This is a genomic window from Pseudomonas fluorescens (genome assembly GCF_000967965.1).
GTDB lineage: Bacteria > Pseudomonadota > Gammaproteobacteria > Pseudomonadales > Pseudomonadaceae > Aquipseudomonas > Aquipseudomonas grandcourensis.
In genome coordinates this window covers 178,789-205,244 of record NZ_LACC01000004.1, presented here as the reverse complement: position 1 = coordinate 205,244, position 26,456 = coordinate 178,789, and the positions used below count along the sequence as shown (strand labels likewise).

Below are 26,456 nucleotides of genomic sequence, written 5' to 3'. Positions count from 1 at the left end.
TGCCGACACGATGGCCGGCGGCGTCGGCATCGATATCTATGAAGTCACTGACCTTGGGGACGTGGTGACCGAACTCGCCGGTGCCGGCGACGACTCGGTCTGGACCTCGCTCGCGAGCTACACCCTGGGTGCCAACGTCGAGAATCTGTATTTCGGCGGTAGCGGCCACTTTACGGCCATTGGCAATGCGCTGGACAACACGCTCGTGGGGGGTGCGGGTAACGACGTTCTCATCGGTGGCGCAGGTGCCGACACGATGGCCGGCGGTGTCGGCAGCGATATCTACGAAGTCACCGATCTTGGGGACGTGGTGACCGAGCTCGCCGATGCCGGCAACGACTCGGTCTGGACCTCGCTCGCGAGCTACACCCTGGGTGCCAACGTCGAAAACCTGTATTTCGGCGGCATCGGCAACTTTGCGGGCAGCGGCAACGAGCTCCACAACACGATCGTGGGTGGTGCGGGTAACGACGTCCTCATCGGCGGTGCAGGTAACGACGTCCTCATTGGTGGCGCAGGTGCGGACGCGATGGCCGGCGGTGTCGGCAGCGATATCTACGAAGTCGCCGACCTTGGGGACGTGGTGACCGAACTCGCGAGCGCAGACACGGATACAGTCTGGACCTCGCTCACGAACTACACCCTGGGTGCCAACGTCGAGAATCTGTATTTCGGCGGCAGCGGTAACTTTACGGGCAACGGCACCGAGTTCAACAACACGATCGTGGGCGGTGCGGGTAACGACATCCTCAACGGCGGCGCAGGTAACGACGTCATCATCGGTCGCGCAGGAGCCGACACGATGGTCGGCGGTGTCGGTAGCGATATCTTCGAAGTCACCGACCTTGGGGACGTGGTGAACGAGCTCGTCGGTGCTGGCAACGACTCGGTCTGGACCTCGCTCGGGACCTACACCCTGGGTGCCGACGTCGAAAATCTGTTTTTCGGTGGCAGCGGCAATTTCGTGGGGGCCGGCAACGCGCTCTCCAACATGCTCGTGGGTGGTGCGGGTAACGACATCCTCATCGGCGGTGGCAGTAACGACCTGATGAGTGGTGGCGTCGCCGGCAACGATATTTTCGAGTTTGATGCCGCGGGTTTCGGCAACGATACGATCCTGAGCTTCGGAGCCAGTCCGGCCGCAGGGCAGGACTTGCTGAATATCGCGGGGATGGGGATCACCAGCGCGACGTTCGCTGCCAATGTGACCATAACGGCTGACGGGGCGGACACGGTGGTAGGGATCGGTGGGGACACGATTCACCTGGTTGGTGTCAACAGCGCGGCCGTTGATCAGACGGACTTCATTCTGGCGGGATAAGGAGGCCTTCTCGACAAAGTTGAACTGAAGGTAGTAGAGGTGTGTGGCGGTTGCCACACACCTTTTTTTTGCGCTCGGCAGAGTGCACCTTCTCGCGAAAGCCTCAGCCGCCACACCAGAGGTCCAGGGTGGAAAGTCAGAATTACGCCCCGTAAAGAAAACCTGACGAAATCCACGGATTGACCCCGTGAAATCGCCACTCCTTGAATGTTGTAAGGAAAAACTTACGCATTTTTATCTTTTTACCCACTATCAGCGCCCTATCCCGCTTGTTTCACCGCTCCATGCAGGGTGTTATGCGCGCCATGCCTGTCGTGCAGGTGCATAACAAAAAGGAGGCGCAATGAACGCCGTAGTCCATCTCCATCTCCATCTCTCTGCGAGAGGCGGTTTTCCAGCCTTTCCCGTCGATGATCCGCAAGGGTCTGACCCATTTTTTGCAGCCGCCCGAGCCCCTCGGGGCGGACACAGGCAATCCCGGCCATAGACACGCTTGTCCAGCGGGTCTGGCAGCAGGGGGTTACGGGTGTACAATGCGCCGCGTTTTACCTGTGACCTCCTGCGCATCTGCGCACACCTCAAGGCTATCCGCCTTGTTCACTCCGTCGCGTCACGAGCGTGTCGGGTTCGATTTCGTCACAGATAAAAACAAACAGGTGACGCATGACCGTTGTAATTACGCTGAACTCCTGGTGCCTGCGCTGGGGTTTGATCGGTGCCGCTTAACGCCTTTCTTGAGCAGCAACGTCTACTGAACATCATCAAACCTTGCGTGAGACCCTTTTCATGAGTGGACAAAACCCGCAATCAGGCGAGCTGAAACGCGGCCTGAAAAATCGCCATATTCAATTGATCGCCCTCGGTGGCGCGATCGGTACCGGCTTGTTCCTCGGCTCGGCCGGGGTACTGAAATCCGCCGGCCCGTCGATGATCCTCGGCTACGCCATCTGCGGCTTCATCGCCTTCATGATCATGCGCCAACTGGGCGAAATGATCGTCGAAGATCCGGTGGCCGGCTCCTTCAGCCATTTTGCGCACAAGTACTGGGGCGGCTTTGCCGGCTTCCTGTCGGGTTGGAACTGCTGGATTCTGTACATTCTGGTGGGCATGTCCGAGCTGACTGCGGTCGGCAAATACATCCACTACTGGGCGCCGGACATCCCGACCTGGGTCTCCGCAGCTGCCTTCTTCGTGCTGATCAACGCCATCAACCTGGCCAACGTCAAAGTCTTTGGCGAGGCTGAGTTCTGGTTTGCGATCATCAAGGTCGTGGCGATCGTCGGCATGATTGCTCTGGGCAGCTACCTGCTGGTCAGCGGCAATGGCGGCCCGCAAGCAGCGGTCAGCAACCTGTGGTCCCACGGTGGCTTCTTCCCGAACGGCGTCAACGGCCTGGTGATGGCCATGGCTTTCATCATGTTTTCCTTCGGTGGTCTGGAAATGCTCGGTTTCACCGCAGCCGAAGCCGACAAGCCGAAAACCGTGATCCCGAAAGCCATCAACCAGGTGATCTACCGGATCCTGATTTTCTACATCGGTGCCCTGGTCATCCTGTTGTCGCTGACGCCATGGGACAGCTTGCTGACCACCCTGAATGCCTCCGGTGATTCCTACAGCGGCAGCCCGTTCGTGCAAGTGTTCTCGATGCTGGGCAGCAACACCGCCGCGCACATCCTCAACTTCGTGGTCCTGACCGCGGCGTTGTCGGTGTACAACAGTGGCACCTACTGCAACAGCCGCATGCTGCTGGGCATGGCCGAGCAGGGCGACGCGCCGAAGGCCCTGGCGAAAATCGACAAGCGCGGCGTGCCAGTGCGTTCGATCCTGGCCTCGGCCGCCGTGACTCTGATCGCGGTACTGCTGAACTACCTGATCCCGCAAAACGCGCTGGAACTGCTGATGTCGCTGGTGGTGGCCACCCTGGTGATCAACTGGGCGATGATCAGCTACTCGCACTTCAAGTTCCGCCAGCATATGAACAAGACCAAGCAGACGCCGCTGTTCAAGGCCTTGTGGTACCCATACGGGAACTACGTCTGCCTGGCGTTCGTGTTGTTCATCCTTGGCGTGATGCTGCTGATTCCGGGGATCCAGACATCGGTGTATGCGATTCCGGTGTGGCTGGTGTTCATGTGGGTCTGCTACGGCATCAAGAACAAGCGCAGTGCGCAACATGCACTGCAGGTTGCGGGCTCTTCGGCGAAATAAACGCAGAGCGCAGTCACAACAAACCCGGCCATGTGCCGGGTTTGTTGTTTCAGGGCATACACATTTCCCTGTGGGAGCGAGCAAGCTCGCTCCCACAGGGATCGCGTTTGTCCGACCCTTTCGCGGTATCCTGCACGTTCTGAATACGGACGCTTTTCCATGCTGGTGATTTCCAACAACGTGCATCTGCCGGATGCCGAGATCGAGTTGACGGCCATTCGCTCCCAAGGCGCGGGTGGGCAAAACGTCAACAAGGTCTCCAGTGCCGTGCACCTGCGCTTCGACATTCCGGCGTCGTCCTTGCCCGAGTTCTACAAAGAGCGGCTGCTGGCGTTGCGCGACAGCCGCATCACCAGCGACGGTGTGTTGATCATCAAGGCCCAGCAGTACCGGACGCAGGAGCAGAACCGCGCCGATGCGCTGTTGCGGCTGACCGAGTTGATCCTCAGTGCCACCAAGGTCGAGAAAAAGCGCCGTCCGACCAAGCCGACCCTTGGCTCGAAGACCCGTCGCCTCGAGTCCAAGAGCAAGCGCGGCAACATCAAGGCCGGGCGCGGCAAGGTCGATTTCTAACGGGCATCCCGCGTTTCTCGTTGCTTTGGCGCCTGCCGATACAAGTAAAGGCTCAGTATCAATCCGCTCAAGGCGGCGAAGGCAGCGAACAGGAAGATCGAAGCGAACCCGAACCCGGCCGCAATCGCCCCGGCCAGCGGCCCGGTGATCCCCAGCGACAAGTCGATGAACAACGAATAGGCGCCGACGGCTGCGCCACGGCTGGAGGCCGGGACCAGGTTGACCGCCTCCACGCCCAGTGCCGGAAACACCAGCGAAAAGCCGAAGCCGCTCAGCGCCGCACCCGCCAGTGCCCAATGGGCATCCGGTGCCAGCCACAGCAACAGCAATCCCAGGGTTTCCACTGACAGGCAGGCAATGGCCACCCGAAAGCCGCCGAGGCGGTTGATCAGGTTGCCGAACAGCAAGCGTGCGCCGATGAAGCAGGCGCCGAACAGGCTCAGGCACAGCACCGCGTTGTCCCAGTGTTGCGTGGCGTAATAGAGGGTGATGAAGGTCGCGATGGTGCCAAAACCGATGGAGCCCAGGGCCAGGCCGCAGCCGTGGGGGAAGACTCGCCCCAGCACGTGCATGAACGGCAGGCGCTCACCGGCAACGATCGGCGCGGCGGTTTTCGGCCAGGCCAGCAGCAGGCCGAGCACGGCCAGTAAAACAATGCTCACCCCCATGCTCCACAAGCCCAGTCGATGGACGAGCAACACGCCCAAGGGCGCGCCGACAGCCAGTGCGCCATAACTGGCGATACCATTCCAGGAGATGACCTTGGCCGTGTTCGCCGCGCCGACCCGGCCGATGCCCCAGCCAATCGAGCCCGAGCCTACCAGGCTTTCGGCGCTGCCGAGCACCAGCCGGCCGATCAACAGGCTGATCAGGCTCAAGGTCGGCAGGCTCTGGGTCCAGGCCGACACCAGCATGAACACACCGCTCAAGCCGCAACCGGCCAGGCCATACATCACAGCCAGTTTGCTGCCCTTGTTGTCGATGATCTTCCCGGCATAGGGGCGGCTGAGCAGGGTGGCCAGGTATTGCACGCTGATCACCAGGCCCGCGATCACCGCGCCGAAGCCCAGGTCACTGTGGACGTAACCGGGCAATACGGCCAGGGGGATGCCGATGTTCAGGTAGCCGATGAAGGTGAAAAGGACGATGGAGACAACTTGCAGCGTGACCGCCAGGGGGCGCTGGTTTTCGGGCATGGGTAAAGGTCCACGGTAAAGCAGGATAGATAGGCTGCTTATGATAGCGGTGTGGACGGTCCTGAGTTGTGAAAAAGTAAAACTATTTGCCGGGCGGTGTCATTCAGGTTTGGCGGGAGCGACCAGCTGCGTAGTGACCAGGGCGGCCAGCGCATTTTCCTGGGTGCCGAAGCGGGCGAGCAAGGTGGCTTGTTTCTCGGGGGAGAGGCGATTCCAGATCTCGATCATTTTCTCGGCGGTGCCGATCAGGACGCTGGCCTGCGCTTCACTGAATTCATCGGTCATGGTCAGGCTCATTTCAGGCAGTGTGGAAAGCGCATGGTAGCGCTTTCCACACGGTCTGTGCGGCGGGTGTTTCAGTCTTCTCTGTCAGCCTGGCGGCTGTCAGTGGCTTCTTTCGGCTGGGGCTGTTGAGCTCCGGCTTGCTGCGTGGTCGTCTGCTCAGGTACGTGCAGGCTTGGGAAGGGGAGATTAGGAATCTCGTGCATGGTTGCGCTCCTCGCTAAGTCTGTTGATAGATCTGGTAGATCCGCGCTTTAAAAAAGCCTGGGCAGGATACAGCACTGAAAATGACAAACGGACTTTTATATCCATTTGTTTCGACGGATGGGGTTGTATAGACAGATCGGTAACAGTTCGCAGAAAAAACTGTAGGAGCGAGCCTGCTCGCGATGGCGGAGTGTCATTCGACATTGATGTCGACTGACACTCCGCCATCGCGAGCAAGCTTGCTCCCACAGGGGGCTTGCAGTGCCTGATGGTTACTTGCAGACGCTGGCAATCGCCTCGGCCAGCAGATCCAGGCGCGTGGCATCAATCCCCGCCACGTTGGCCCGGCCGGAGCTGACCATGTACACGCTGTGATGATCCCGCAGGTTCTTCACTTGCTCAGGCGACAGGCCGGTGTAGGAGAACATCCCGCGTTGCACGCCAATGTGCGCAAAGCGCTCGCGCAAACCGTGCGGCTCCAGCGCTTCCACCAGACCGCTGCGCAGTTGGGCGATACGCAGGCGCATGGCTTCCACTTCGTCAGCCCAGAGGTTTTTCAGCTCCGGGTCGCCGAGGATGGTTGCGACCACTGCCGCACCATGATCCGGCGGCGTCGACCACAGGTTGCGGGCGATGTTGGCCAGCTGGCTGCGGATGTCGGTGAGCTTGTCGGCGGTTTTCGCGCAGACAATCAGCGCGCCGATGCGGTCGCGGTACAGACCGAAGTTCTTCGAGCAGGAACTGGTGATCAGCAGTTCCGGCAACTCGGCGGCGAACAGCCGGGTCGACCAGGCATCCTGTTCCAGCCCATCGCCGAATCCTTGATACGCGAAGTCGATCAGTGGCAGCAGTTCGCGCTTGCGTACTACCTCCAGCACCCTCTGCCAGTCATCCTGGGACAGGTCGAAACCGGTCGGGTTGTGGCAGCAGGCGTGCAACAACACAACGTCACCCTTGGGCGCTTCATTGAGCGCCGCCAGCATGCCGTCGACGTCGAGACGGTTGTCACTGCCCACGTACGGGTAGTGGCTGACCTTGACCTTGGCTGCCGCGAAAATCGTCTCGTGGATCGGCCAGGTCGGGTTGCTCAACCACACGCCGCGCCCCGGCAGGCACTGGGCGATGAAGTCAGCGCTCAGGCGCAAAGCCCCGGTGCCGCCCGGGGTCTGGGTGGCACCGGCGCGTTGTGCGCTGATCAGCTTCGAGTCGGCGCCCAGCACCAGCTCATTGATCGCTTTGCCGAACGCCGGTTCGCCGTGACCACCGATGTAGGTCTTGGTGGACTGGTGATCCACCAGGCGCTGCTCGGCAAGTTTCACCGACTGGAGAATCGGCGTCAGGCCCTGGGCGTCTTTGTAGACGCCCACGCCCAAATCGAACTTGCGCGGGTTCGGGTCCTGCGCGTAGGCCTCCATCAGGCCCAGAATCGGGTCGCCAGGCACTCGACCGATGGCGTCGAAGTGCATTACTTGCGCCCCTCAGCGTCCTTGGCTACTTCGTCAGTGCGCGCGGCCATGATGAAATCGTTGCGGTGCAGGCCCTTGATCGAGTGGCTCCACCAGGTCACGGTCACTTTGCCCCACTCGGTCAACAGGCCCGGGTGGTGACCTTCGGCCTCGGAGATTTCACCGACGGCGTTGGTGAACGCCAGGGCGTGCTTGAAGTTCTTGAACAGGAAGACCTTTTCCAGCTGCATGATGCTGTCACGTACTTCGATGTTCCAGTCCGGGATCTGCTTGATCAGGATCGGCAGTTCTTCGTCGCTGACTTGTGGGGCGTCGGCGCGGCAGGCTTCGCAATGGGCTTGAGTTAATGCGGTCATGATGTGTTCCTGAAATCGAATGTTGGGAAATCGGCCCTCAGTGCTACCACGCTAATCCAAAGCGATGGTTTCTGACAGGCTCACTTGATTCTAAAAGCGGCGGATCACGCGGCTTTTGGTTTTGGCGGAAATTTCGGTGCGTGCAGACCCATCTGCATCGCTTGCTTGACCATGCCCATGATGTCTTCGTGGGCCAGGTCGAACAGGCGCTTGAGGTTCGGCAAGGCGAAATACAGCGGCTGCAGGATGTCGATGCGGTACGGCGTGCGCATACATTCCAGCGGGTCGAAGGCTTGATGTTCAGGCTCGTTCGACAGGCAATACACGGTTTCTTTCGGAGAAGACAGGATGCCGCCGCCGTAGATGCGCTGGCCTTGCGGAGTGTCGACCAGGCCGAATTCGATGGTCATCCAGTACAGGCGCGCCAGGTACACGCGTTCTTCCTTGGTCGCCTTGAGGCCGAGCTTGCCGTAGGTGTGGGTGAACTCGGCGAACCACGGGTTGGTCAGCAGCGGGCAGTGACCGAAGATCTCGTGGAAAATGTCCGGCTCTTGCAGGTAGTCCAGTTCTTCGCGGGTACGAATAAAGGTCGCCACCGGAAACTGCTTGCTGGCCAGCAATTCGAAAAAGGTCTGGAAGGGAATCAGTGCGGGAACCCGGGCAACTTGCCAGCCGGTGGTTTCACCGAGGACCTTGTTGATTTCGCCGAGTTGAGGAATGCGGTCGTGGGGCAGACCGAGTTTTTCGATACCGTCCAGGTACTCCTGGCACGCACGCCCTTCGATCACTTTCAGTTGACGAGTGATCAGCGTGTTCCACACCGCGTGTTCTTCGGCGGGGTAGTCGATAAAACCTTGCGCATCGGGCTCGCGAGCCACGTATTGCGTCTGCTTCATGCTGCTCTCCTGCTAAGGGATTTCGTTCTTGTTATGTACTGCTATGGACCTAGAAATACCCCAAGGATTGCACTGTTGCAGCAGGTGTCCGGCGTCATGCGTAGGAAAATTCCTCGATAATCGTAAAGTTTTCGTTACGTATTGGGCGCCGGTGCGCAAATGTTGAGATTGGCGGGTGGGAAAAGTCCTCCATCTGTCACATAATCTTGACGACTATCTGAGCGCCTCAGCAGAAATTATCCCTGCGCACCTTACTCACCGTTTCTTGGGTCTTTATATGCGTATCAAAGTCCACTGCCAGAACCGCATCGGCATCCTGCGCGACATTCTCAACCTGTTGGTGGAGTACGGGATCAACGTGGCCCGCGGTGAGGTAGGCGGTGAGCATGGCAACGCCATCTACCTGCATTGCCCGAACCTGATCAACATTCAGTTCCAGGCCTTGCGCCCGAAATTCGAAGCGATTGCCGGAGTGTTTGGCGTCAAGCGTGTAGGGCTGATGCCCAGCGAGCGTCGGCACATGGAGCTCAATGCACTGCTCGGTGCGCTGGAGTTTCCGGTGCTGTCGATCGACATGGGCGGTTCCATCGTTGCGGCCAACCGGGCAGCGGCGCAGTTGCTCGGGGTGCGGGTCGACGAGGTGCCGGGGATTCCCCTGTCGCGCTACGCCGAGGATTTCGATTTGCCGGAACTGGTACGGGCCAACAAGTCGCGGATCAACGGGCTGCGGGTCAAGGTCAAGGGTGACGTGTTTCTGGCCGACATCGCACCGCTGCAATCGGAGCATGACGACAGCGAGGCCATGGCCGGTGCGGTGCTGACATTGCACCGTGCCGACCGGGTGGGAGAGCGTATCTACAACGTGCGCAAGCAGGAATTGCGTGGCTTCGACAGCATCTTCCAAAGCTCGAAAGTCATGGCCGCCGTGGTGCGCGAAGCCCGGCGCATGGCGCCACTGGATGCGCCGCTATTGATCGAGGGGGAGACCGGCACCGGCAAAGAGCTGCTCGCGCGGGCTTGCCACTTGGCCAGTCCTCGAGGGCAGTCGCCATTGATGGCGCTCAATTGCGCCGGTCTGCCTGAGTCCATGGCCGAGACAGAATTGTTCGGTTACGGCCCCGGTGCCTTTGAAGGGGCGCGTGCCGAAGGCAAGCTCGGGTTGCTGGAGCTGACGGCGGGCGGCACGCTGTTTCTCGATGGCGTCGGGGAAATGAGCCCGCGCTTGCAGGTGAAGTTGCTGCGCTTCCTGCAGGACGGCTGCTTCCGCCGTGTAGGCAGCGATGAGGAGGTCTACCTCGACGTGCGAGTGATCTGCGCGACCCAGGTCGACCTGTCCGAATTGTGCGCTCGCGGCGAGTTCCGCCAGGACCTCTATCACCGCTTGAATGTGTTGTCGCTGCACATCCCGCCGTTGCGCGAATGCCTCGACGGTTTGACGCCGCTGGTGGAGCACTTCCTCGATCAGGCCAGTCGACAGATTGGTTGTCCGTTGCCGAAATTGGCCCCGGCGGCCATGGAGCGGCTCAGTCACTACCATTGGCCGGGTAACGTGCGGCAACTGGAGAACGTGCTGTTCCAGGCGGTTTCCCTGTGCGATGGCGGAACGGTCAAGGCCGAGCACATTCGCCTGCCGGATTATGGTGTGCGTCAGCCCCTTGGCGATTTTTCGCTGGAGGGTGGGTTGGACGAGATCGTCGGGCGTTTCGAGAAGGCGGTGCTGGAGCGGCTGTATTCCGAGCATCCAAGCAGTCGGCAACTGGGCAAGCGGCTCGGGGTTTCGCATACCACCATTGCCAACAAGTTGCGCGAGTATGAGGTGGGCAAGGACAACACCTGAGTCTCTGGTGGTCGAGCTTTTGTGGCGAGGGGGCTTGCCCCCGTTGGGTTGCGAAGCAGCCCCCCCGCAATCTTTCAGATCCACCGAGTTGCCCGGATTTACGACTGCTCCGCAGTCGAACGGGGGCAAGCCCCCTCGCCACAGGATAATGAGGTGAACTCTTGCCACCCACCGGCATGGCACCGCCGGTTTTTCGTCTCTGATACAAATCACCAATCCCCTCTGAATCCCCCAAGCCCCCTGTTTGCCGGGCCTCGCTCCGTCAAAAACAAGTTGGTCTGCAAATTGCTTATGGCTCAGCAGTACAGCAGTGGACGGCAAACGTCCGGCAGGCAGAGGAACAATTGTGGACAAGTACCTTTATGTGGCAATGACCGGCGCCAGCCAGAATGCACTGGCGCAAAAGGCTCATGCCAACAACCTCGCGAACATCTCCACCAACGGCTTCCAGAAAGACCTGGAGCAGGCCCGTTCGATGCCGGTGTTCGGTGACAGCTTTCCGGCGCGTGCGTTTGCCATGTCCGAACGCCCGGCCACGGATTTCTCCCCGGGTTCACTGGTGGAAACCGGCCGCGACCTCGACGTTGCCGTGCAAGGTGGCGGCTGGATTGCCGTGCAGACGCCCGATGGCGGTGAAAGCTACGTGCGCACCGGCAGCCTGAACGTTGACGCCCTGGGCGTGCTGCGTGCCGGCAACGGCATGCCGGTCATGGGTAATGGCGGGCCGATTGCCGTGCCGCCGGAGCAGCAGATCGAAGTCGGCGAGGACGGCACCATCAGCATCCGCGCGATGGGCGAAGGTCCCCGGGTGATGGCTGAAGTCGACCGCATCAAGCTGGTCAACCCGGACCTCAAGAACATGACCAAGGGCCTGGATGGTTCGATCCACACCAAGGACGGCGCGCCTGCGCAGGCCGATGCCAACGTCAAGCTGGTGTCCGGGTTCCTCGAGTCGAGCAACGTCAATGCCGTGGAAGAAATGACCTCGGTTCTGGCTTTGTCCAAGCAGTTCGAGCTGCACATCAAGATGATGAACACCGCGAAAGACGATGACCAGGCCATGGCTCGGGTCTTGCAGATCAGCTAATTACCAGAACGTCGCGCCGTAAAACAGGCGCACGAGGAGAATCGAATGCTTCCGGCTCTATGGGTTGCCAAGACAGGTCTGTCCGCCCAGGACACCAACCTGACCACCATTTCCAACAATCTGGCCAACGTGTCGACCACGGGTTTCAAACGTGACCGCGCCGAGTTCCAGGACCTGCTCTACCAGATCAAGCGTCAGCCAGGCGCCCAGTCGACCCAGGACAGCGAACTGCCGTCGGGTCTGCAACTGGGTACCGGTGTGCGCATCGTCGGCACCCAGAAAAACTTCACCGCCGGCAGCCTGCAAACCACCGAGCAGCCACTGGACATGGCCATCGACGGCCGCGGTTTCTTCCAGATCCTGCAACCGGACGGCACCACGTCCTACACCCGTGACGGTACGTTCCACCTGGACTCCAACGGCCAGATCGTCAACGCCAGCGGCTTTGCCCTGGAACCGGCCATTGTCATTCCGAACGACGCGCAGACCTTCACGGTCGGCCGCGACGGCACCGTGTCCATCACCGTTGCCGGCAACCCGGCTGCCCAGGTGATCGGCAACCTGCAAACCGCCGACTTCATCAACCCGGCCGGCCTGCAGGCAGTGGGCAACAACCTGTTCCTGGAAACCGCCGCCAGTGGCGCGCCGCAAGTCGGCACACCAGGCCTGAACGGTTTCGGCACCATGCTGCAGAACACCCTGGAAACGTCCAACGTCAGCACCGTTGAGGAGATGGTCAACATGATCACCACCCAGCGCGCCTACGAGATGAACTCCAAGGTGATCTCCACCGCCGACCAGATGCTCTCGTTCGTAACGCAGAATCTGTAATCAAGTCTATGTGGCGGCCATCGGGTCGCCTGCAACACCGTGAGGTAGGGTCATGAATCGCTACGTATCTGTTCTGGCACTGAGTGGGATCACCGCGCTCGCAGGCTGCGTGCCTGCGACGCCCAAGCCCAATGACCCTTACTACGCTCCGGTGTTGCCGCGCACGCCGTTGCCGGCAGCCGCGAACAACGGCTCGATCTATCAGGCCGGTTTCGAACAGAACCTCTACGGCGACCGCAAGGCGTTCCGGATCGGTGACATCATCACCATCACCCTGAACGAAAGGACCCAGGCCAGCAAAAACGCCAACTCGCAAATTGGCAAGAACAGCAAGGCCAGCATCGGCCTGACCTCGCTGTTCGGCTCCACGCCCAACACCAACAACCCGTTTGGCAGTGGTGACCTGAGCCTGGACGCCAGCTATGAAGGCGACCGCGCGACCAAGGGTGACAGCAAGGCGGCGCAGGGCAACACCCTGACCGGTTCGATCACGGTCACCGTCGCCGATGTATTGCCCAACGGCATCATCGCGGTGCGCGGTGAGAAGTGGATGACCCTCAACACCGGCGATGAACTGGTGCGGATTGCCGGCCTTGTTCGCGCCGATGACATCTCTACCGACAACACCGTGCCGTCGACCCGTGTCGCCGATGCGCGCATCACCTACTCGGGCACCGGTTCGTTTGCCGATGCGAGTCAGCCAGGCTGGTTCGACCGTTTCTTCCTCAGCCCGCTGTTCCCTTTCTAGGTGGCCATGTTGAATTTCAGAAGTCTCTTGGTGGCCGGGCTCTTGCTGTCGGCAGCCTTCAACGCTCAAGCCGAGCGCCTGAAGGACATCGCCAGCATTTCCGGCGTGCGCTCCAACCAATTGATCGGCTACGGCCTGGTGGTCGGGCTCAACGGCACCGGCGACCAGACGACGCAGACCCCGTTCACCCTGCAGACCTTCAACAACATGCTCTCGCAGTTCGGCATCAAGGTGCCGCCGGGTTCTGGCAACGTGCAGTTGAAGAACGTCGCGGCGGTGTCGATCAGTGCCGATTTGCCGGCGTTCGCCAAGCCGGGTCAGCAGGTCGACATCACCGTTTCGTCCATCGGTAACTCCAAGAGCTTGCGCGGCGGCACCTTGCTGCTGACGCCACTCAAGGGTATCGACGGTAACGTCTATGCAGTGGCCCAGGGCAACCTGGTGGTCGGTGGTTTCGATGCGGAAGGGCGAGACGGCTCGAAGATCACCGTCAACGTTCCGTCGGCCGGTCGCATCCCGGGTGGTGCGTCGGTGGAGCGTGCGGTGCCGAGCGGATTCAACCAGGGCAACAGCCTGACGCTGAACCTCAACCGTTCCGACTTCACCACCGCCAAGCGCATCGTCGACAAGATCAACAACATGCTCGGCCCTGGCGTGGCCCAGGCCATCGACGGCGGTTCGATTCGTGTGACCGCGCCGCTCGATCCGAGCCAGCGGGTCGACTACCTGTCGATCCTGGAAAACCTCGAAATCGATCCGGGCCAGGCGGTGGCGAAAGTCATCATCAACTCCCGTACCGGCACCATCGTGATCGGCCAGAACGTCAAGGTTTCCCCGGCCGCCGTGACCCACGGCAGCCTGACCGTGACCATTACCGAAGACCCGATCGTCAGCCAACCCGGCCCTCTGTCCAATGGCACGACGGCGGTGGTGCCGCGTTCGAAGGTCAACGCCCAGCAGGAAGCCAAGCCGATGTTCAAGTTCGGCCCAGGCACCACCCTCGACGAGATCGTGCGGGCGGTGAACCAGGTCGGCGCGGCGCCGGGTGACTTGATGGCGATCCTCGAAGCGCTGAAGCAGGCCGGCGCCCTGCAAGCCGATCTGATCGTGATCTGAGGACGGCCATCGTGGATATGCGCAAGAGCGGTCAGGTCAGCAGCAGCGATTCAGGCTCCTATTCGGACCTCAATCGCCTGAATCAGCTCAAGGTCGGCGACAAGAACAGCGACGGCAACATGCGCAAGGTGGCGCAGGAGTTCGAATCGCTGTTCCTCGGTGAGATGCTCAAGTCCATGCGCTCGGCAACCGAAGCGCTGGGGCAGGACAATCCGATGAACACGCCGGCCGCCAAGCAGTACCAGGAAATGTACGACCAGCAACTGGCCGTTTCCATGTCCCGCGAGGGCGGAGGTATCGGCCTGGCGGACGTGCTGATGCGCCAGATGTCAAAGAACAAACCAATGGCCCCAGGTGAGGCCGCCGCTGCGTCGCTGGCCAAGCAAGAGGCTGCCAAGGCTGCCGCTCAAACACCGGTGGCGGCAGGCACGGTGGCAATCAATGGCCCGTTGTCGCGGGTCAATGGTCAGCGTCCGTTGTGGGCTTCTCGGTCAGTTCACGCTCCGCAAGAAGCGGGCGAGGGTGCCCATCGCAATGACATGGCGCTGATCAATCAGCGGCGCCTGGCATTGCCGCCGAAACTGGCTGATCGGTTGTTGGCCGGGCTGGTGCCTTCGGCGACGACCGCTGCCACGGCGATCAACAAGACACCGTTGCCTGAGCGCGCGACAAGCACCGGCACGGGACCGCTGTACAACGGCGACTGGCTGGCGAGCGCGCAGCAAGCCTCCAGTGGCGGCATGCAGATCTATGGTCGCGCCATGGCGCAGATTCCGTTGGCGCCGGCGAAGAAAGCCTTCAGTTCCGCCGACCAGTTCGTCAACACCATGTTGCCGATGGCCAAAGAAGCGGCTGCCCGCATCGGTGTCGATCCACGTTATCTGGTGGCCCAGGCGGCCCTGGAAACCGGCTGGGGCAAGTCGGTCATGCGTGCTCAGGACGGCAGCAGCAGCCACAACCTGTTCGGCATCAAGGCCGGCAATAGCTGGCAGGGCAGTTCGGCGCGGGCGATCACCAGCGAATTCAGGGATGGGCAGATGGTCAAGGAGACGGCCGAGTTCCGTTCCTACGACTCCTACAAGGACAGTTTCCATGACCTTGTGACTTTGCTGCAGACCAACAATCGCTATCAAGATGTCGTGAAGTCGGCCGATAACCCAGAACAGTTTGTACGCGAGTTGCAGAAGGCCGGTTACGCAACCGACCCGGACTACGCAAGCAAGATTTCGCAGATAGCCAAGCAGATGACGAGTTACCAGAACTACGCTGCGGCGGGCGTTTCCACCACGCCTTTATAGGCACAAGGTATAAGGTTTGAACCATGAGTTTGCTCAATATCGGGATGTCGGGTTTGTCCGCCAGTCACGCTTCGTTGGTGACTACGGGTAATAACATTTCCAACGTCGATACCGTCGGGTACTCGCGCCAGCAAACTGTCCAGGGCACCAAAAGCTCTATACAGAATGGCAATGTGTTCATCGGCACTGGCACTACTCTGGCTGATGTGCGTCGGGTCTATAACAGCTACCTTGATGCACAATTGCAGACCACCACTTCGCTTAACGGCGATGCGCAGGCTTATCTTGGGCAGGCGACGCAAGTGGACAAGTTGCTGTCCGACAGTGGTACCGGTATTACCAAGACACTGCAGTCATTTTTCTCGTCACTGCAAACGTTGTCCGGCAACGCCAACGACAATGCTTCGCGCCAGGCTTTGTTGACCAATGCCCAGGGCTTGAGCAGCCGTTTCAATGCGATGTCCCAGCAGTTGAAGCAGCAGGGGTCGTACATCAATGATCAGTTGGGCTCGATGGCCGATCAGGTCAACAAACTGGCGTCGACCGTTGCGGCCTACAACAAAAAAATTGGTGAAGTCAGTAGTTCGGGTGGAACGCCCAATGAATTGCTGGATCAGCGTAACGAAACTATCCGCCAGCTCAACGAACTGGTTGGCACACAGGTCACCGAAACCGACGGCCGACTGGATATCTACCTGGGTAGCGGCCAGCCGTTGGTTATCGGCGACACGGTCAATAAATTGCGCGTGGCGGTCGACCCGGCCGACCCTACTCGTGCCTCGATCATCATGGATCGAGGTAGTTCGTCGATCGATATCACGGGTGTGATGAGCGGCGGCCAGATGGGTGGATTGTTGCGCTATCGCACTGAAGTTCTGACGCCCGCGGTTAACAACCTGGGGCGTATCGCCATGGTTGTGGCCGATCAGGTCAACAAGCAGCTGGGGCAGGGCCTGGATCAGAGCGGTAACTTCGGTGCGGCACTGTTCAACAACATCAATAGCGCGGCGGCCATCAGCCAGCGCAGTATTGCCAGTGCCAACAACAATCCGGCGTCCGGCAATCTGAATGTCACCATCAAAGACACCAGCAAGCTGCAAGCCAGTGATTATCAGGTCACAGTCACCGCCACGGGCTACAACGTACGCCGACTGTCGGATAACACCGACATGGGTAACTTCGCTTTCGCCACGCCTCCTGCGGCCGACCCGGTCATCGATGGATTGAGCCTGAGCTTGAACAGTGGTTCGGTCGCTGTCGGGGACTCCTTCAAGATTACCCCGACCCGTAGCGGTGCTGCGGACATGACCACGGTCATGACCGATACCAAAACCCTGGCTACGTCCGCACCGCTGACCTCCACCAAGGCCTCGGGGAATGGCGGCACCGGTGCTGTCAGCCAGCCGAACTTGACCACCACTCTGGATATCTACGATCCGGTCCAGCGCCTGGAAGTGCAGACGGCGGTCAAGACATCGATGCCCGTGCGCATGCTGATGACCAGTGCTACCGCTTATGAAGTGTTCGATTCCAAGGGCAACAGCATCGGTACCGGCAACATTGTGCCAGGTCAGAACAACGACCTGAGTATCGCAGTGCCTTACACCGATGCCGGTGGCAACGCCAAAACCTTCAATGTGGGAATGACCGTCAGCGGCAGCCCTGCTTCGGGGGACAGCTTCAACATTTCCATGACTGCGGCCGACAGTACCGACAACCGCAACGCCCAGGCCTTGCTCGGTCTGCAAACCAAGGCGACAGTCGGTGCAACTGCGACCAGTCCGGGTGTGAGCTTTACCGATGCGTATGGTGGTCTGGTATCGAAGGTCGGCTCGCTGACCAAGCAGGGGCAACTGGATGCAACGGCTACCGATACCATCTTGACTGGCGCTCGAAACGCCCGTGACTCGCTGTCTGGTGTCGATCTCGATGAAGAGGCTGGCAACCTGACCAAGTTCCAGCAGTACTACACGGCCTCTTCGCAGATCATCAAGACTGCGCAGGAAATTTTCAGCACCCTGATCAATGCCCTTTAAGGAGCCGTAGAACATGCGCATTTCTACAGCACAGTATTACGCCACGACGGCCGCCAACTATTCTCGTAACCTCAACAATGTGATGAAGACGGCCGAGCAGGCCAGCAGCGGCGTGAAGCTCGAGACCGCGGCGGACGATCCTGTCGGCGCGGCGCGGTTGCTGCAACTCGAGCAGCAAAAAGCCATGTTGGGGCAATACACCACCAACATCAGCGCGTTGAACACGGCGCAGGCGCAGGAAGAGAGCGTGCTGGACAGCATCAACAACGTGCTGCAAAAAGTCAGTGAGTTGGCGATACGAGCCGGTGGCGGTTCGTTGAACGACGATGACCGTAAATCCATCGCCGCCGAACTCAAGCAGTCCGAAGAGCAATTGCTAAGCCTGATGAACAGCAAGGATGCCAGCGGCAAGTACATTTTCTCCGGTGCGAGTAACAACACTCAGCCGTTTGTACACAACAGTGACGGCACTTACAGCTATCAGGGCGACCAGACCCAGCTGGAACTGAAGATCGGCGATTCGATGTCCCTGGGCCTGAACGATACCGGTTGGGACGTTTTCCAGCAGGCAATCAATGCCGCCCGCAGTTCGACCACGATGACAGCACCTGCCGTTAATGACGGGCGGGTGGACTTGTCCCCGGGACTGGTAAATTCCGGTCCGGCCTTCGATGCGAGTTTCCGCAACGGTCAGCCTTACACCATGTCGTTCACCAGCAGTACCCAGTTCGTGATTACCGATGCGCTGGGTAATGACGTGACGGCGGAAGCGACCGGTGGTGGCAAGTTTGATCCGAGTGCCAAAGGCGGTTCCGACGTCAACTTCCGTGGTGTGACTTTTAAGCTGGACATCACTTTCCAGCCGGGTGACACACCTGCCGACTCCGCCAGTGCCGACGCCGTGATCGCCGGTCACAGCTTCCAGTTGACGGCCAAGCCGGACAGCTTCGTCGCCAACCGCGCTCCGAACAACCCATCGACGGCGATCATTGCCCAGACTACGGTAACCAACGCTGCCGACTACAAGAGCTTCTTCCCTGAAGGCGGCGCAGTCCTGAAGTTCACCGGTCCTGGAGCCTTCGAGCTGTACGCGCGCCCACTGACCAGCACCAGTACCCCGGTTACCACAGGGACTGTAGTGGCAGGCGTGGCGACGGCGGCGGGTGTCAGCTTCACTTTGGGCGGCACACCGCCGACTCCGGCGGCAGGTGATCAGTTCGACATCGCGGTCAATACCCACCAGACCCAGAACGTGCTTGATACCATCAGCCAGCTGCGTTCGGCGCTCGACGCGCCGACCCAAGGCAACCCTGTCGCCCAGCGTTTTATGGAAGACACCGTCGCTTCCGCCATTGCCAACCTGAACAATTCCAAGAACCAGGTCGACATGGCGCGTGGTGCGATCGGTGCACGGGGCAATGTGATGGATATGCAGGCAGATCAGAACACGAGTTCCGGCCTGATCAACGAATCGACCGGCAACTCGATCAAGAACACCGACCCGGCGGAAGTGCTGACGCGCCTGACCTTGCAGCAGACCATGCTGCAGGCCGCGCAACTGGCGTTTGCCAAGGTTTCCCAGTTGAGTCTGTTCAACAAGCTTTGAGTCGGTCTTGACCGCTCGCGGCCAGTCCCTTTCATGGGGGACTGGCTTTTTTTTGCCTTTTTTCGGCTCGTCGCATAGCAGGGTGGGGCGGGATCCGGACCATAAAATCAAATAAAGCACTGATCTCTGAGTGACCCGTCAGTCAAAACGCGCATCTTCACTGTATCCTGTCTGCGGGCGGTGAAAGGTGGCGGACTGTTCAAGCTGTTTGCTTGAGCGCCGACGATGCCAGGCCCTGACTGTAGACGCCCTCGATTCAGCGAGCGGCGATGTTCAGCTGTTTATTATTGGGAAGCCATAATGATTGGCATAAAAAATATTGCGAGTTACGTGCCGGCAGCCGGGGTTGATAACTACGCCCAGGGTGCAAAGTTCGACAAGGACGAAACCTTCATCCTTGGCAAGATCGGTTCGGCGTTTTTGCCGCGTATGGATGCCGATCAGGAAACGTCCGATCTGTGTGTCGAAGCCGCCAAAGCGCTGTTCGCCGCCAGCCCCGAGCTCAAACGTGAAGCCATCGATTGCCTGATCGTCGTCACCCAGAACGGTGATGAAGAAGGGTTGCCGCACACCGCAGCGATCGTTCAAGACAAGCTGGGCCTGCCGACCCATGTCGCCGCTTTCGATATTTCCCTGGGCTGTTCCGGCTATGTGTACGGCATCTACGCGATCAAAGGCTTCATGGAAGCGGCAGGTCTGAAAAACGGCTTGCTGATCACCGCCGATCCGTATTCGAAGATCGTCGACCCGGAAGACCGCAACACCACCATGTTGTTCGGTGATGCCGCCACTGCGACCTGGATGGGCGAAAACGCTGTCTGGCAGCTGGGCAAGTCGAAGTTCGGCACCGACGGTTCTGGCGCGCCGCACCTGAAGGTCACCGACGGTGTGTTCTTCATGAATGGCCGCCAGGTCTTCAACTTCGCCTTGTTGAAAGTCCCGGCGCATTTGCATGAGCTGCTGGATGAGTCGAACTTGCAGGCCAGCGACATCGATGCCTTCTGCATTCACCAGGGCAGCGCGGCCATCGTCGATGCCGTAGCGCGCCGCTTCGAAGAAGGTGAGCCGGAGAAGTTCGTCAAGGACATGCTCGAAACCGGCAACACGGTTTCCTCCAGCATTCCGCTGCTGCTGCAAAACCATGTGTTCGATTCGAAATGGACGCGCGTGGCCATCAGCGGCTTCGGGGTAGGTCTATCCTGGGGCTCGGCGATTCTCTATCGCGGTTGATAGCTGGAATACAGGCATAAAAAACGCCCGGTAACGTAAGTTGCCGGGCGTTTTGCTTTTTTATGGCGCCGATTTTCTGGCTGTAAAGCCTTGAAAATAAAGGGCTGGCACGCTGCCACTAAAAATTTGCAAAAAACCGCTCAAGCAAAGCCTCTTCACGACGATAACTATTACGTAGGTTCTCTAGGCCACACCAGGCGGTAGCCAGGGCCGGAAGCCGCAGTATCCATCCAACGAGGATTTCGTCATGGCTTTAACCGTAAACACCAACCTTGCTTCCTTGACCGTTCAGAACAACCTGAACAAAGCTTCCGGTAACCTGCAGACCTCCATGCAGCGCCTGTCCTCCGGCCTGCGTATCAACAGCGCTAAAGACGACGCTGCCGGCCTGCAGATTTCCAACCGTCTGACCAGCCAGATCAACGGCCTGGGCACTGCCATCAAGAACGCCGGTGACGGTATCTCCATCGCGCAAACGGCTGAAGGCGCGATGCAGGAATCCACCAACATCCTGCAAAAAATGCGTACCCTGGCTCTGGCTTCCGCGAACGGCTCGCCAAGCGCTGAAGACCGTAAGTCGAACAACGCCGAGTACTCGGCTCTGACTTCCGAACTGACCCGTATCGCTACCACCACTACTTTCGGTGGTCGTAACCTGCTGGACGGTTCTTTCGGTACTACCGCTTTCCAAGTGGGTGCTAACGCCAACCAGACCATCAACATGACTCTGGGCAACGTAGCGGCAAACAACGTTGGTTCGCAGCAACTGAAAAGCGTAACAAACGCACCGAGTGCTACTGGTGGTCTGACTGGCGGCCCTATTACTGTTACAGGCGGCGGTCAAACCAGCGCTGCAATTGCCGTGGCTGTTGGTGATTCGGCCAAGACCATTGCTGCCAAGTTGAACGGTGCTGTAGGTGGTCTGGGTGCAACCGCCAGTACTGAAGTTGCATTCACTGTAACTGCTGCTGCTGCAACTCCTGCTGCCTTCGACCTGACCGTAGGTGGTGCAACCGTCAGCTTCACCGGCTTGACTAGCACCTCCGATCTGGCGGATCAGTTGAAGTCCAACGCCGCAAAACTGGGCATCAGCGTTAACTACGATTCCTCGACTCAGGCCCTGTCGGTGAAATCCGATACCGGTGAAAACCTGAGCTTCACCAATGGTAACGCCAACGCCGCCCTCATCGGGGTTGCAGCGAAAAACGGTGCCGGTGTCCTCAGTACCTCCACCCCGCTCGTTGTAGGTGCTGGTCCAATCATCGCTACTGGTGCTATCTCGCTGAACTCCACCAACAGCTACTCGATGTCCGGTGCCGGCGTTGGTGGCTTGTTCGGTGCTGCTGCAGCTACTTCTGCCAGCTCGGCCAAAACAGTTGTCAGCAACACTGACGTGACCACTGCCGCCAACGCGCAAAACGCTGTTGACGTGATCAGCCAGGCAATTGCCAACATCGACTCCCAGCGCGCTGACCTCGGTGCGGTACAAAACCGTTTCGACAGCACCGTGTCGAACCTGCGCAGCATCTCGGACAACTCCACTGCTGCACGTGGCGTGATCCAGGACGTTGATTTCGCGGCCGAAACTGCTCAGCTGACCAAGCAACAAACCCTGCAACAGGCTTCCACTGCGATCCTGTCCCAGGCTAACCAGCTGCCATCGGCTGTGCTGAAGCTGCTGGGTTAATTCCAGCGCTTGGTAACTGACGGAAGGGCGCGTTTACGCGCCCTTTTGTTTTTTTCATGATCAGGAGATTAGGCATGGACATGAGCGTCAAGTTGAACCAGTCCTATCCCGCGGTTGCCCATCAGGGCGTAACGCCGAATGTCACTGGAAAACCGGAGCAGCCCAAGACTGAAGCGCTGAAGGCCTCGAACGCCGAGCCAAAGCGTGACGAGCTGGAAAAAGCTGTCACCGATATTCAGGAATTTGTCCAAGCTGCCCAACGCAATCTGGATTTTTCCATTGATGATTCCACCGGCCGGGTCGTGGTCAAGGTCATCGCCACCGAAACGGGTCTCGTGATTCGTCAGATCCCGTCGGAAGCTGCACTAAAACTGGCTCAGAGCCTGTCGGACGCCAGTAGTTTGTTGTTTGACGGCAAAGTCTGAACTGGCATGAATTTTGTTGCTGTCGTTGTTTAAGGCGTTCCTGGTCAAGAAAACGGCAGCCACTGGATAAGGAGAGAGATGATGGCGGGTACATCGGTTAGTGGTATTGGTTCGAACATCGATACCCAGGCGATTGTGAAAACTTTGGTGGACTCCGAAAGAGCGCCGAAGCAGACGCAGATCAACAACCAAACGCTGAAAGCAACCACCTCGCTGTCGTCGATCGGCAAAATTCAGGCGGCGCTGGATGCTTTCCGTGGCGCGTTGGAGAACATGAAAACCACCGCCAGCTTCAGCGGGTTGAGCGGTTCGTCTTCTGACGAAAAAGTCGCCACCGTGACCACGGGTGCTGGCGCGGCGGTTGGCAGTTTTTCGCTGCTGGTCAACAAGTTGGCCACAGCGTCGAAACTTTCGACCAAGGTCTTTGCCGGCGGCGCTTCTTCAGTGGTCAATGCCGGTTCTACACCGACCACGCTGACTATCAATCAGGGCACTAACAAGTTCGACGTCAGCGTTCCCGGCGGCGCAACGTTGCAGCAGGTACGTGACTCGATCAACTCGCAGTACGCCAACCAGGGCTTGAGTGCCAACATTCTGACCGATGCTACCGGTTCTCGAATGGTGTTGACCTCGACCACGACGGGTGTTGGTTCGGACTTGACTCTGTCGGGGACCTCAGGTCTGGAGACCGGATATTCGGTTCTCGCTACACCACAGAATGCCGAGTACGTTCTGGATGGTGTGTCGATGACGTCCAAGAGCAATACCATTGCCGATGCGGTAAGCGGGATCACCGTCAAGCTGGCAGGGGTTTCTCCGGTACCGTCCGGTGGTGGTGCGGCGACGCCGTCCACCATCACCGTCGCTGCCAACAACGCAACACTGAAGTCTTCGGTCAAGGGTTTCGTCGATACCTACAATGCCCTGATCAAAGCTGCAAATGCCGAGACTCAGGTCACCACCAACGCCGATGGTTCCGTAACATCCGGGGCCCTGACTGGCGACGCCTCACTGCGTTCGATGATATCGGCGGTGCGGACCGAGCTGAACGCAATGGGCGGTAGCGGTCAGTTGAAGTCGCTTGCCCAGTTTGGTGTCAAGACGGACCAGAAGACCGGGTTGCTGTCGATCAATGACAAGTTGTTCGATGCCGCTGCGCTTACCAATGCTGCCGACATTAACGGTATCTTCACCGGTGATACCGGTTTGCTGGCGCGCATGAAGTCTGCCACAGACAGCTTTGCACTGAGCAAGACCGGTGTGTTCGCTGCGCGTTCGGCAAGCCTGACCGACAGCCTGAACGACCTGAAGAAGCAGCAGGACACCCTCAATGAGCGGATGACCAGCTTGCAAGCGAGCCTGAGCGCCAAGTACACCGCGATGGACTCCCTGGTGGCCAGGCTGCGCGCCCAGAGCGACAGCATCATGACCACGCTCAATGCGCTGAACAATCCGAAGTCGGACTGATCCGGATCAGGCATAAAAAAACCCAGGCAGGCTGTCATGGCAGTGTCTGGGTTTTTTTCTTTGGTGGCGGGTCTACGTTAAAGTTATGTGTCGCTCAGTCGACATAAAGATCAGAGCCTTCCCAATTTCAAGCTGTTGTCTGTCACGAGGTAGAAACATGAACCCCATGAGAGCCCTTCGCCAATATCAGAAGGTCAATTCCCATGCCCAGATATCTGAAGCCAACCCCCATCGCCTGGTACAGCTGCTGATGGAGGGCGGGCTGGACCGCATGGCCCAGGCCAAAGGTGCCATGGAGCGGGGCGACACTGCACTCAAGGGTTTGATGATGGGCAAGGCCGTGGACATCATCATCGGCCTGCGTGATGGCTTGAACCCGGAAAAGACCGAAGATCCGGCATCGCTGCAACAGCTCGACAATTTGTACGCCTACATGATGACGCGTCTGATGGAAGCCAATCGCGATAACAACGCGGCGATCATCGACGAAGTATCGGGTTTGCTCGAAACCCTCAAAAGCGGTTGGGATGCCATTGCCAATCAATAGGCCCGAGGGTCTGAGGATGACGTCATGAGTCAAGCACTGCGGCGGATTGAAGAAACACGTGAAGCCTTGGTCGACGCCCTGGCGGCGCGCAACTGGGATGCCATTGGCGAGCTGGATGCGGCGTGTCGCGAATGCGTCGACGAAGTGCTCAGCGACGCGCCCATCGACGAAGACGCGGTGCGGACTAATCTGGAAGGGTTGCTGGCCGTTTACAAAGAGTTGCTGACCGCGACGATGGGCGAGCGCCAGGCGATAGTCGATGAGATGTCGCAGATCAATCAAGCGAAGAGCGCGGCAAAGGTTTACCATCTGTTTGGTTAATTAACCCCAAGTTAATCCAAACAAGTGCGCCATAAATTTGACTGTGCACGGTTTTTTGACTTAACTAGTGGCTGGTTCCAGATTTCAGTCGTCTTCAGGCATATCAGGCCTGCAAGCGTTTAGCTTGCCCCAGCATTTTGGGCATTGAGTTGACTAGGGAAGTTGCTATTGCATGTGGCGTGAAACCAAAATTCTGCTGATCGATGACGATAGCGTCCGCCGCCGCGACCTGGCGGTGATTTTAAATTTTCTCGGCGAAGAAAATTTACCCTGCGGCAGCCATGACTGGCAGCAGGCTGTCGGCTCTTTGTCGTCAAGTCGTGAAGTGATCTGTGTCCTCATCGGGACGGTCAACGCTCCTGGTGCACTTCTGGGCTTGCTTAAGACACTCTCGACATGGGATGAGTTCCTTCCGGTTTTGTTAATGGGCGATAATTCTTCCATTGACCTGCCGGAAGACCAGCGTCGGCGAGTGCTTTCGACCCTCGAAATGCCGCCCAGCTACAGCAAATTGCTCGATTCGCTGCACCGTGCCCAGGTCTATCGCGAGATGTACGACCAGGCTCGCGAGCGCGGTCGCCATCGCGAACCCAATCTTTTCCGTAGCCTTGTCGGCACCAGCCGGGCGATTCAACACGTCCGCCAGATGATGCAGCAAGTCGCCGACACCGATGCCAGCGTGCTGATCCTCGGTGAGTCCGGCACTGGCAAGGAAGTGGTTGCGCGCAACCTGCATTACCATTCCAAGCGCCGCGAAGCGCCGTTCGTGCCGGTCAACTGCGGGGCGATCCCGGCCGAGTTGTTGGAAAGCGAATTGTTCGGTCATGAGAAGGGCGCCTTCACCGGGGCGATCACCAGCCGCGCCGGTCGATTCGAACTGGCCAACGGCGGCACCCTGTTCCTCGATGAAATCGGCGACATGCCGCTGCCGATGCAGGTCAAGCTGCTGCGTGTGTTGCAGGAGCGCACCTTCGAGCGCGTGGGCAGCAACAAGACCCAGAGCGTCGACGTGCGCATCATTGCGGCGACCCACAAGAATCTCGAAAGCATGATCGAGATCGGCACCTTCCGCGAAGACCTGTACTACCGCCTGAATGTGTTCCCGATCGAGATGGCGCCGCTGCGTGAGCGCGTCGAAGATATTCCGCTGCTGATGAACGAGCTGATCTCGCGCATGGAGCACGAGAAGCGCGGCTCGATCCGATTCAACTCGGCAGCGATCATGTCGCTGTGCCGCCATGGCTGGCCGGGCAACGTCCGTGAACTGGCCAACCTGGTGGAGCGCATGGCGATCATGCATCCATACGGCGTGATCGGTGTGGTCGAGTTGCCGAAGAAATTCCGCTACGTCGACGATGAAGACGAGCAGATGGTCGACAGCCTGCGCAGCGATCTGGAAGAGCGCGTGGCCATCAACGGCCATACCCAGGACTTCACCGCCAATGCCATGCTACCGCCAGAAGGCCTGGACCTGAAGGACTACCTCGGTGGTTTGGAGCAAGGGTTGATCCAGCAGGCGCTGGATGACGCCAACGGCATTGTGGCGCGCGCAGCCGAGCGCCTGCGCATTCGTCGTACCACACTGGTGGAAAAGATGCGCAAGTACGGCATGAGCCGTCGCGATGGAGACGAGCAGGCGGATGATTGACGCCTGTTTTCCAATCCATTCATTTATAAGAAGTTTTTTTTAGGCACGGGTATTGCTACATCCCTCG

The 26,456-nt window shown here is 59.1% G+C and carries 24 protein-coding genes; 18 read left to right on the top strand and 6 right to left on the bottom strand.

Going from position 1 to position 26,456, the window contains the following annotated elements; genetic code table 11:
• The 3 genes from VC35_RS29845 to arfB all read left to right on the top strand — a co-directional run.
• A partial coding sequence (locus VC35_RS29845) for a calcium-binding protein (RefSeq protein ID WP_259674420.1) occupies window positions 1-1,321 on the top strand: 1,321 nt, incomplete at its 5' end.
• 786 nt (window positions 1,322-2,107) lie between these two features.
• Entirely contained in the window at window positions 2,108-3,529 is a 1,422-nt protein-coding gene (locus VC35_RS03340) for an amino acid permease (protein WP_046037732.1), read from the top strand.
• Window positions 3,530-3,688: 159 nt separating this feature from the next.
• Complete coding sequence (gene arfB / locus VC35_RS03335) at window positions 3,689-4,102, top strand: alternative ribosome rescue aminoacyl-tRNA hydrolase ArfB (protein WP_046037731.1); 414 nt, start codon at window positions 3,689-3,691, stop codon at window positions 4,100-4,102.
• Here arfB and VC35_RS03330 read toward each other — a convergent pair.
• The 6 genes from VC35_RS03330 to phhA all read right to left on the bottom strand — a co-directional run bounded on the left by VC35_RS03330 (window position 4,099) and on the right by phhA (window position 8,505).
• Window positions 4,099-5,298 (bottom strand): MFS transporter, encoded by a 1,200-nt coding sequence (locus tag VC35_RS03330; RefSeq protein WP_046037730.1) that lies wholly within the window; start codon window positions 5,296-5,298, stop codon window positions 4,099-4,101. The two genes, arfB and VC35_RS03330, sit on opposite strands and share 4 nt — an antisense overlap.
• A gap of 99 nt (window positions 5,299-5,397) precedes the next feature.
• A complete protein-coding gene (locus VC35_RS03325; protein WP_046037768.1) occupies window positions 5,398-5,583 on the bottom strand; it encodes a hypothetical protein in 186 nt (61 codons plus the stop codon).
• 71 nt (window positions 5,584-5,654) lie between these two features.
• Window positions 5,655-5,786, bottom strand: a complete 132-nt coding sequence (locus VC35_RS29840) for a hypothetical protein (RefSeq protein ID WP_008001812.1) — start codon at window positions 5,784-5,786, stop codon at window positions 5,655-5,657.
• A gap of 273 nt (window positions 5,787-6,059) precedes the next feature.
• Entirely contained in the window at window positions 6,060-7,253 is a 1,194-nt protein-coding gene (locus VC35_RS03320) for an amino acid aminotransferase (RefSeq protein WP_046037729.1), read from the bottom strand.
• Window positions 7,253-7,609, bottom strand: a complete 357-nt coding sequence (locus tag VC35_RS03315; RefSeq protein WP_046037728.1) for a 4a-hydroxytetrahydrobiopterin dehydratase — start codon at window positions 7,607-7,609, stop codon at window positions 7,253-7,255. Before VC35_RS03315 ends, VC35_RS03320 begins: the two co-directional genes overlap by 1 nt.
• Before the next feature lie 104 nt (window positions 7,610-7,713).
• Window positions 7,714-8,505: a phenylalanine 4-monooxygenase gene (gene phhA, locus VC35_RS03310; RefSeq protein ID WP_046037727.1), complete on the bottom strand. Its 792-nt coding sequence runs from the start codon at window positions 8,503-8,505 to the stop codon at window positions 7,714-7,716.
• A 277-nt stretch (window positions 8,506-8,782) separates the two neighbouring features.
• Here phhA and VC35_RS03305 point away from each other — a divergent pair, with 277 nt between their 5' ends.
• The 15 genes from VC35_RS03305 (at window position 8,783) to VC35_RS03235 (ending at window position 26,389) form a co-directional block, all read left to right on the top strand.
• Entirely contained in the window at window positions 8,783-10,342 is a 1,560-nt protein-coding gene (locus VC35_RS03305; RefSeq protein WP_046037726.1) for a sigma-54-dependent phenylalanine hydroxylase transcriptional regulator PhhR, read from the top strand.
• 346 nt (window positions 10,343-10,688) lie between these two features.
• Window positions 10,689-11,429 (top strand): flagellar basal body rod protein FlgF, encoded by a 741-nt coding sequence (locus VC35_RS03300; RefSeq protein ID WP_046037725.1) that lies wholly within the window; start codon window positions 10,689-10,691, stop codon window positions 11,427-11,429.
• Window positions 11,430-11,474: 45 nt separating this feature from the next.
• Complete coding sequence (gene flgG, locus VC35_RS03295) at window positions 11,475-12,260, top strand: flagellar basal-body rod protein FlgG (RefSeq protein WP_046037724.1); 786 nt, start codon at window positions 11,475-11,477, stop codon at window positions 12,258-12,260.
• Between the two features lie 52 nt (window positions 12,261-12,312).
• On the top strand, window positions 12,313-13,008 hold the full coding sequence (flgH, locus tag VC35_RS03290; RefSeq protein WP_046037723.1) for a flagellar basal body L-ring protein FlgH: 696 nt from the start codon (window positions 12,313-12,315) through the stop codon (window positions 13,006-13,008).
• A 6-nt stretch (window positions 13,009-13,014) separates the two neighbouring features.
• On the top strand, window positions 13,015-14,124 hold the full coding sequence (locus tag VC35_RS03285) for a flagellar basal body P-ring protein FlgI (protein ID WP_046037722.1): 1,110 nt from the start codon (window positions 13,015-13,017) through the stop codon (window positions 14,122-14,124).
• Window positions 14,125-14,135: 11 nt separating this feature from the next.
• Window positions 14,136-15,422, top strand: a complete 1,287-nt coding sequence (flgJ, locus tag VC35_RS03280; protein WP_046037721.1) for a flagellar assembly peptidoglycan hydrolase FlgJ — start codon at window positions 14,136-14,138, stop codon at window positions 15,420-15,422.
• Window positions 15,423-15,445: 23 nt separating this feature from the next.
• Entirely contained in the window at window positions 15,446-17,458 is a 2,013-nt protein-coding gene (flgK, locus tag VC35_RS03275) for a flagellar hook-associated protein FlgK (protein WP_046037720.1), read from the top strand.
• Window positions 17,459-17,471: 13 nt separating this feature from the next.
• Window positions 17,472-19,064, top strand: a complete 1,593-nt coding sequence (locus tag VC35_RS03270; protein ID WP_046037719.1) for a flagellar hook-associated protein 3 — start codon at window positions 17,472-17,474, stop codon at window positions 19,062-19,064.
• A gap of 300 nt (window positions 19,065-19,364) precedes the next feature.
• Window positions 19,365-20,294 carry a ketoacyl-ACP synthase III gene (locus VC35_RS03265; protein WP_046037718.1) on the top strand — a complete coding sequence of 310 codons (930 nt, stop codon included), beginning with the start codon at window positions 19,365-19,367 and terminating at the stop codon, window positions 20,292-20,294.
• 247 nt (window positions 20,295-20,541) lie between these two features.
• Window positions 20,542-21,981 carry a flagellin N-terminal helical domain-containing protein gene (locus VC35_RS03260; RefSeq protein WP_046037717.1) on the top strand — a complete coding sequence of 480 codons (1,440 nt, stop codon included), beginning with the start codon at window positions 20,542-20,544 and terminating at the stop codon, window positions 21,979-21,981.
• 74 nt (window positions 21,982-22,055) lie between these two features.
• Window positions 22,056-22,406, top strand: a complete 351-nt coding sequence (locus VC35_RS03255) for a flagellar protein FlaG (RefSeq protein ID WP_046037716.1) — start codon at window positions 22,056-22,058, stop codon at window positions 22,404-22,406.
• 81 nt (window positions 22,407-22,487) lie between these two features.
• Window positions 22,488-23,873 carry a flagellar filament capping protein FliD gene (gene fliD / locus VC35_RS03250; RefSeq protein WP_046037715.1) on the top strand — a complete coding sequence of 462 codons (1,386 nt, stop codon included), beginning with the start codon at window positions 22,488-22,490 and terminating at the stop codon, window positions 23,871-23,873.
• Window positions 23,874-24,030: 157 nt separating this feature from the next.
• Entirely contained in the window at window positions 24,031-24,420 is a 390-nt protein-coding gene (gene fliS, locus VC35_RS03245) for a flagellar export chaperone FliS (RefSeq protein ID WP_046037714.1), read from the top strand.
• A 24-nt stretch (window positions 24,421-24,444) separates the two neighbouring features.
• On the top strand, window positions 24,445-24,741 hold the full coding sequence (gene fliT / locus VC35_RS03240; protein WP_046037713.1) for a flagellar protein FliT: 297 nt from the start codon (window positions 24,445-24,447) through the stop codon (window positions 24,739-24,741).
• Between the two features lie 172 nt (window positions 24,742-24,913).
• Window positions 24,914-26,389: a sigma-54 dependent transcriptional regulator gene (locus VC35_RS03235; protein WP_046037712.1), complete on the top strand. Its 1,476-nt coding sequence runs from the start codon at window positions 24,914-24,916 to the stop codon at window positions 26,387-26,389.
• The last annotated feature ends 67 nt before the right edge of the window (window positions 26,390-26,456 follow it).

Coding starts and splice junctions, on each gene's coding strand:
- VC35_RS03340 (WP_046037732.1), top strand. CDS start 2,108: ATGAGTGGACAAAACCCGCAATCAGGCGAGCTGAAACGCGGCCTGAAA.
- arfB (WP_046037731.1), top strand. CDS start 3,689: ATGCTGGTGATTTCCAACAACGTGCATCTGCCGGATGCCGAGATCGAG.
- VC35_RS03330 (WP_046037730.1), bottom strand. CDS start 5,298: ATGCCCGAAAACCAGCGCCCCCTGGCGGTCACGCTGCAAGTTGTCTCC.
- VC35_RS03325 (WP_046037768.1), bottom strand. CDS start 5,583: ATGACCGATGAATTCAGTGAAGCGCAGGCCAGCGTCCTGATCGGCACC.
- VC35_RS29840 (WP_008001812.1), bottom strand. CDS start 5,786: ATGCACGAGATTCCTAATCTCCCCTTCCCAAGCCTGCACGTACCTGAG.
- VC35_RS03320 (WP_046037729.1), bottom strand. CDS start 7,253: ATGCACTTCGACGCCATCGGTCGAGTGCCTGGCGACCCGATTCTGGGC.
- VC35_RS03315 (WP_046037728.1), bottom strand. CDS start 7,609: ATGACCGCATTAACTCAAGCCCATTGCGAAGCCTGCCGCGCCGACGCC.
- phhA (WP_046037727.1), bottom strand. CDS start 8,505: ATGAAGCAGACGCAATACGTGGCTCGCGAGCCCGATGCGCAAGGTTTT.
- VC35_RS03305 (WP_046037726.1), top strand. CDS start 8,783: ATGCGTATCAAAGTCCACTGCCAGAACCGCATCGGCATCCTGCGCGAC.
- flgG (WP_046037724.1), top strand. CDS start 11,475: ATGCTTCCGGCTCTATGGGTTGCCAAGACAGGTCTGTCCGCCCAGGAC.
- flgH (WP_046037723.1), top strand. CDS start 12,313: ATGAATCGCTACGTATCTGTTCTGGCACTGAGTGGGATCACCGCGCTC.
- VC35_RS03285 (WP_046037722.1), top strand. CDS start 13,015: ATGTTGAATTTCAGAAGTCTCTTGGTGGCCGGGCTCTTGCTGTCGGCA.
- flgK (WP_046037720.1), top strand. CDS start 15,446: ATGAGTTTGCTCAATATCGGGATGTCGGGTTTGTCCGCCAGTCACGCT.
- VC35_RS03270 (WP_046037719.1), top strand. CDS start 17,472: ATGCGCATTTCTACAGCACAGTATTACGCCACGACGGCCGCCAACTAT.
- VC35_RS03265 (WP_046037718.1), top strand. CDS start 19,365: ATGATTGGCATAAAAAATATTGCGAGTTACGTGCCGGCAGCCGGGGTT.
- VC35_RS03260 (WP_046037717.1), top strand. CDS start 20,542: ATGGCTTTAACCGTAAACACCAACCTTGCTTCCTTGACCGTTCAGAAC.
- VC35_RS03255 (WP_046037716.1), top strand. CDS start 22,056: ATGGACATGAGCGTCAAGTTGAACCAGTCCTATCCCGCGGTTGCCCAT.
- fliD (WP_046037715.1), top strand. CDS start 22,488: ATGGCGGGTACATCGGTTAGTGGTATTGGTTCGAACATCGATACCCAG.
- fliS (WP_046037714.1), top strand. CDS start 24,031: ATGAACCCCATGAGAGCCCTTCGCCAATATCAGAAGGTCAATTCCCAT.
- fliT (WP_046037713.1), top strand. CDS start 24,445: ATGAGTCAAGCACTGCGGCGGATTGAAGAAACACGTGAAGCCTTGGTC.
- VC35_RS03235 (WP_046037712.1), top strand. CDS start 24,914: ATGTGGCGTGAAACCAAAATTCTGCTGATCGATGACGATAGCGTCCGC.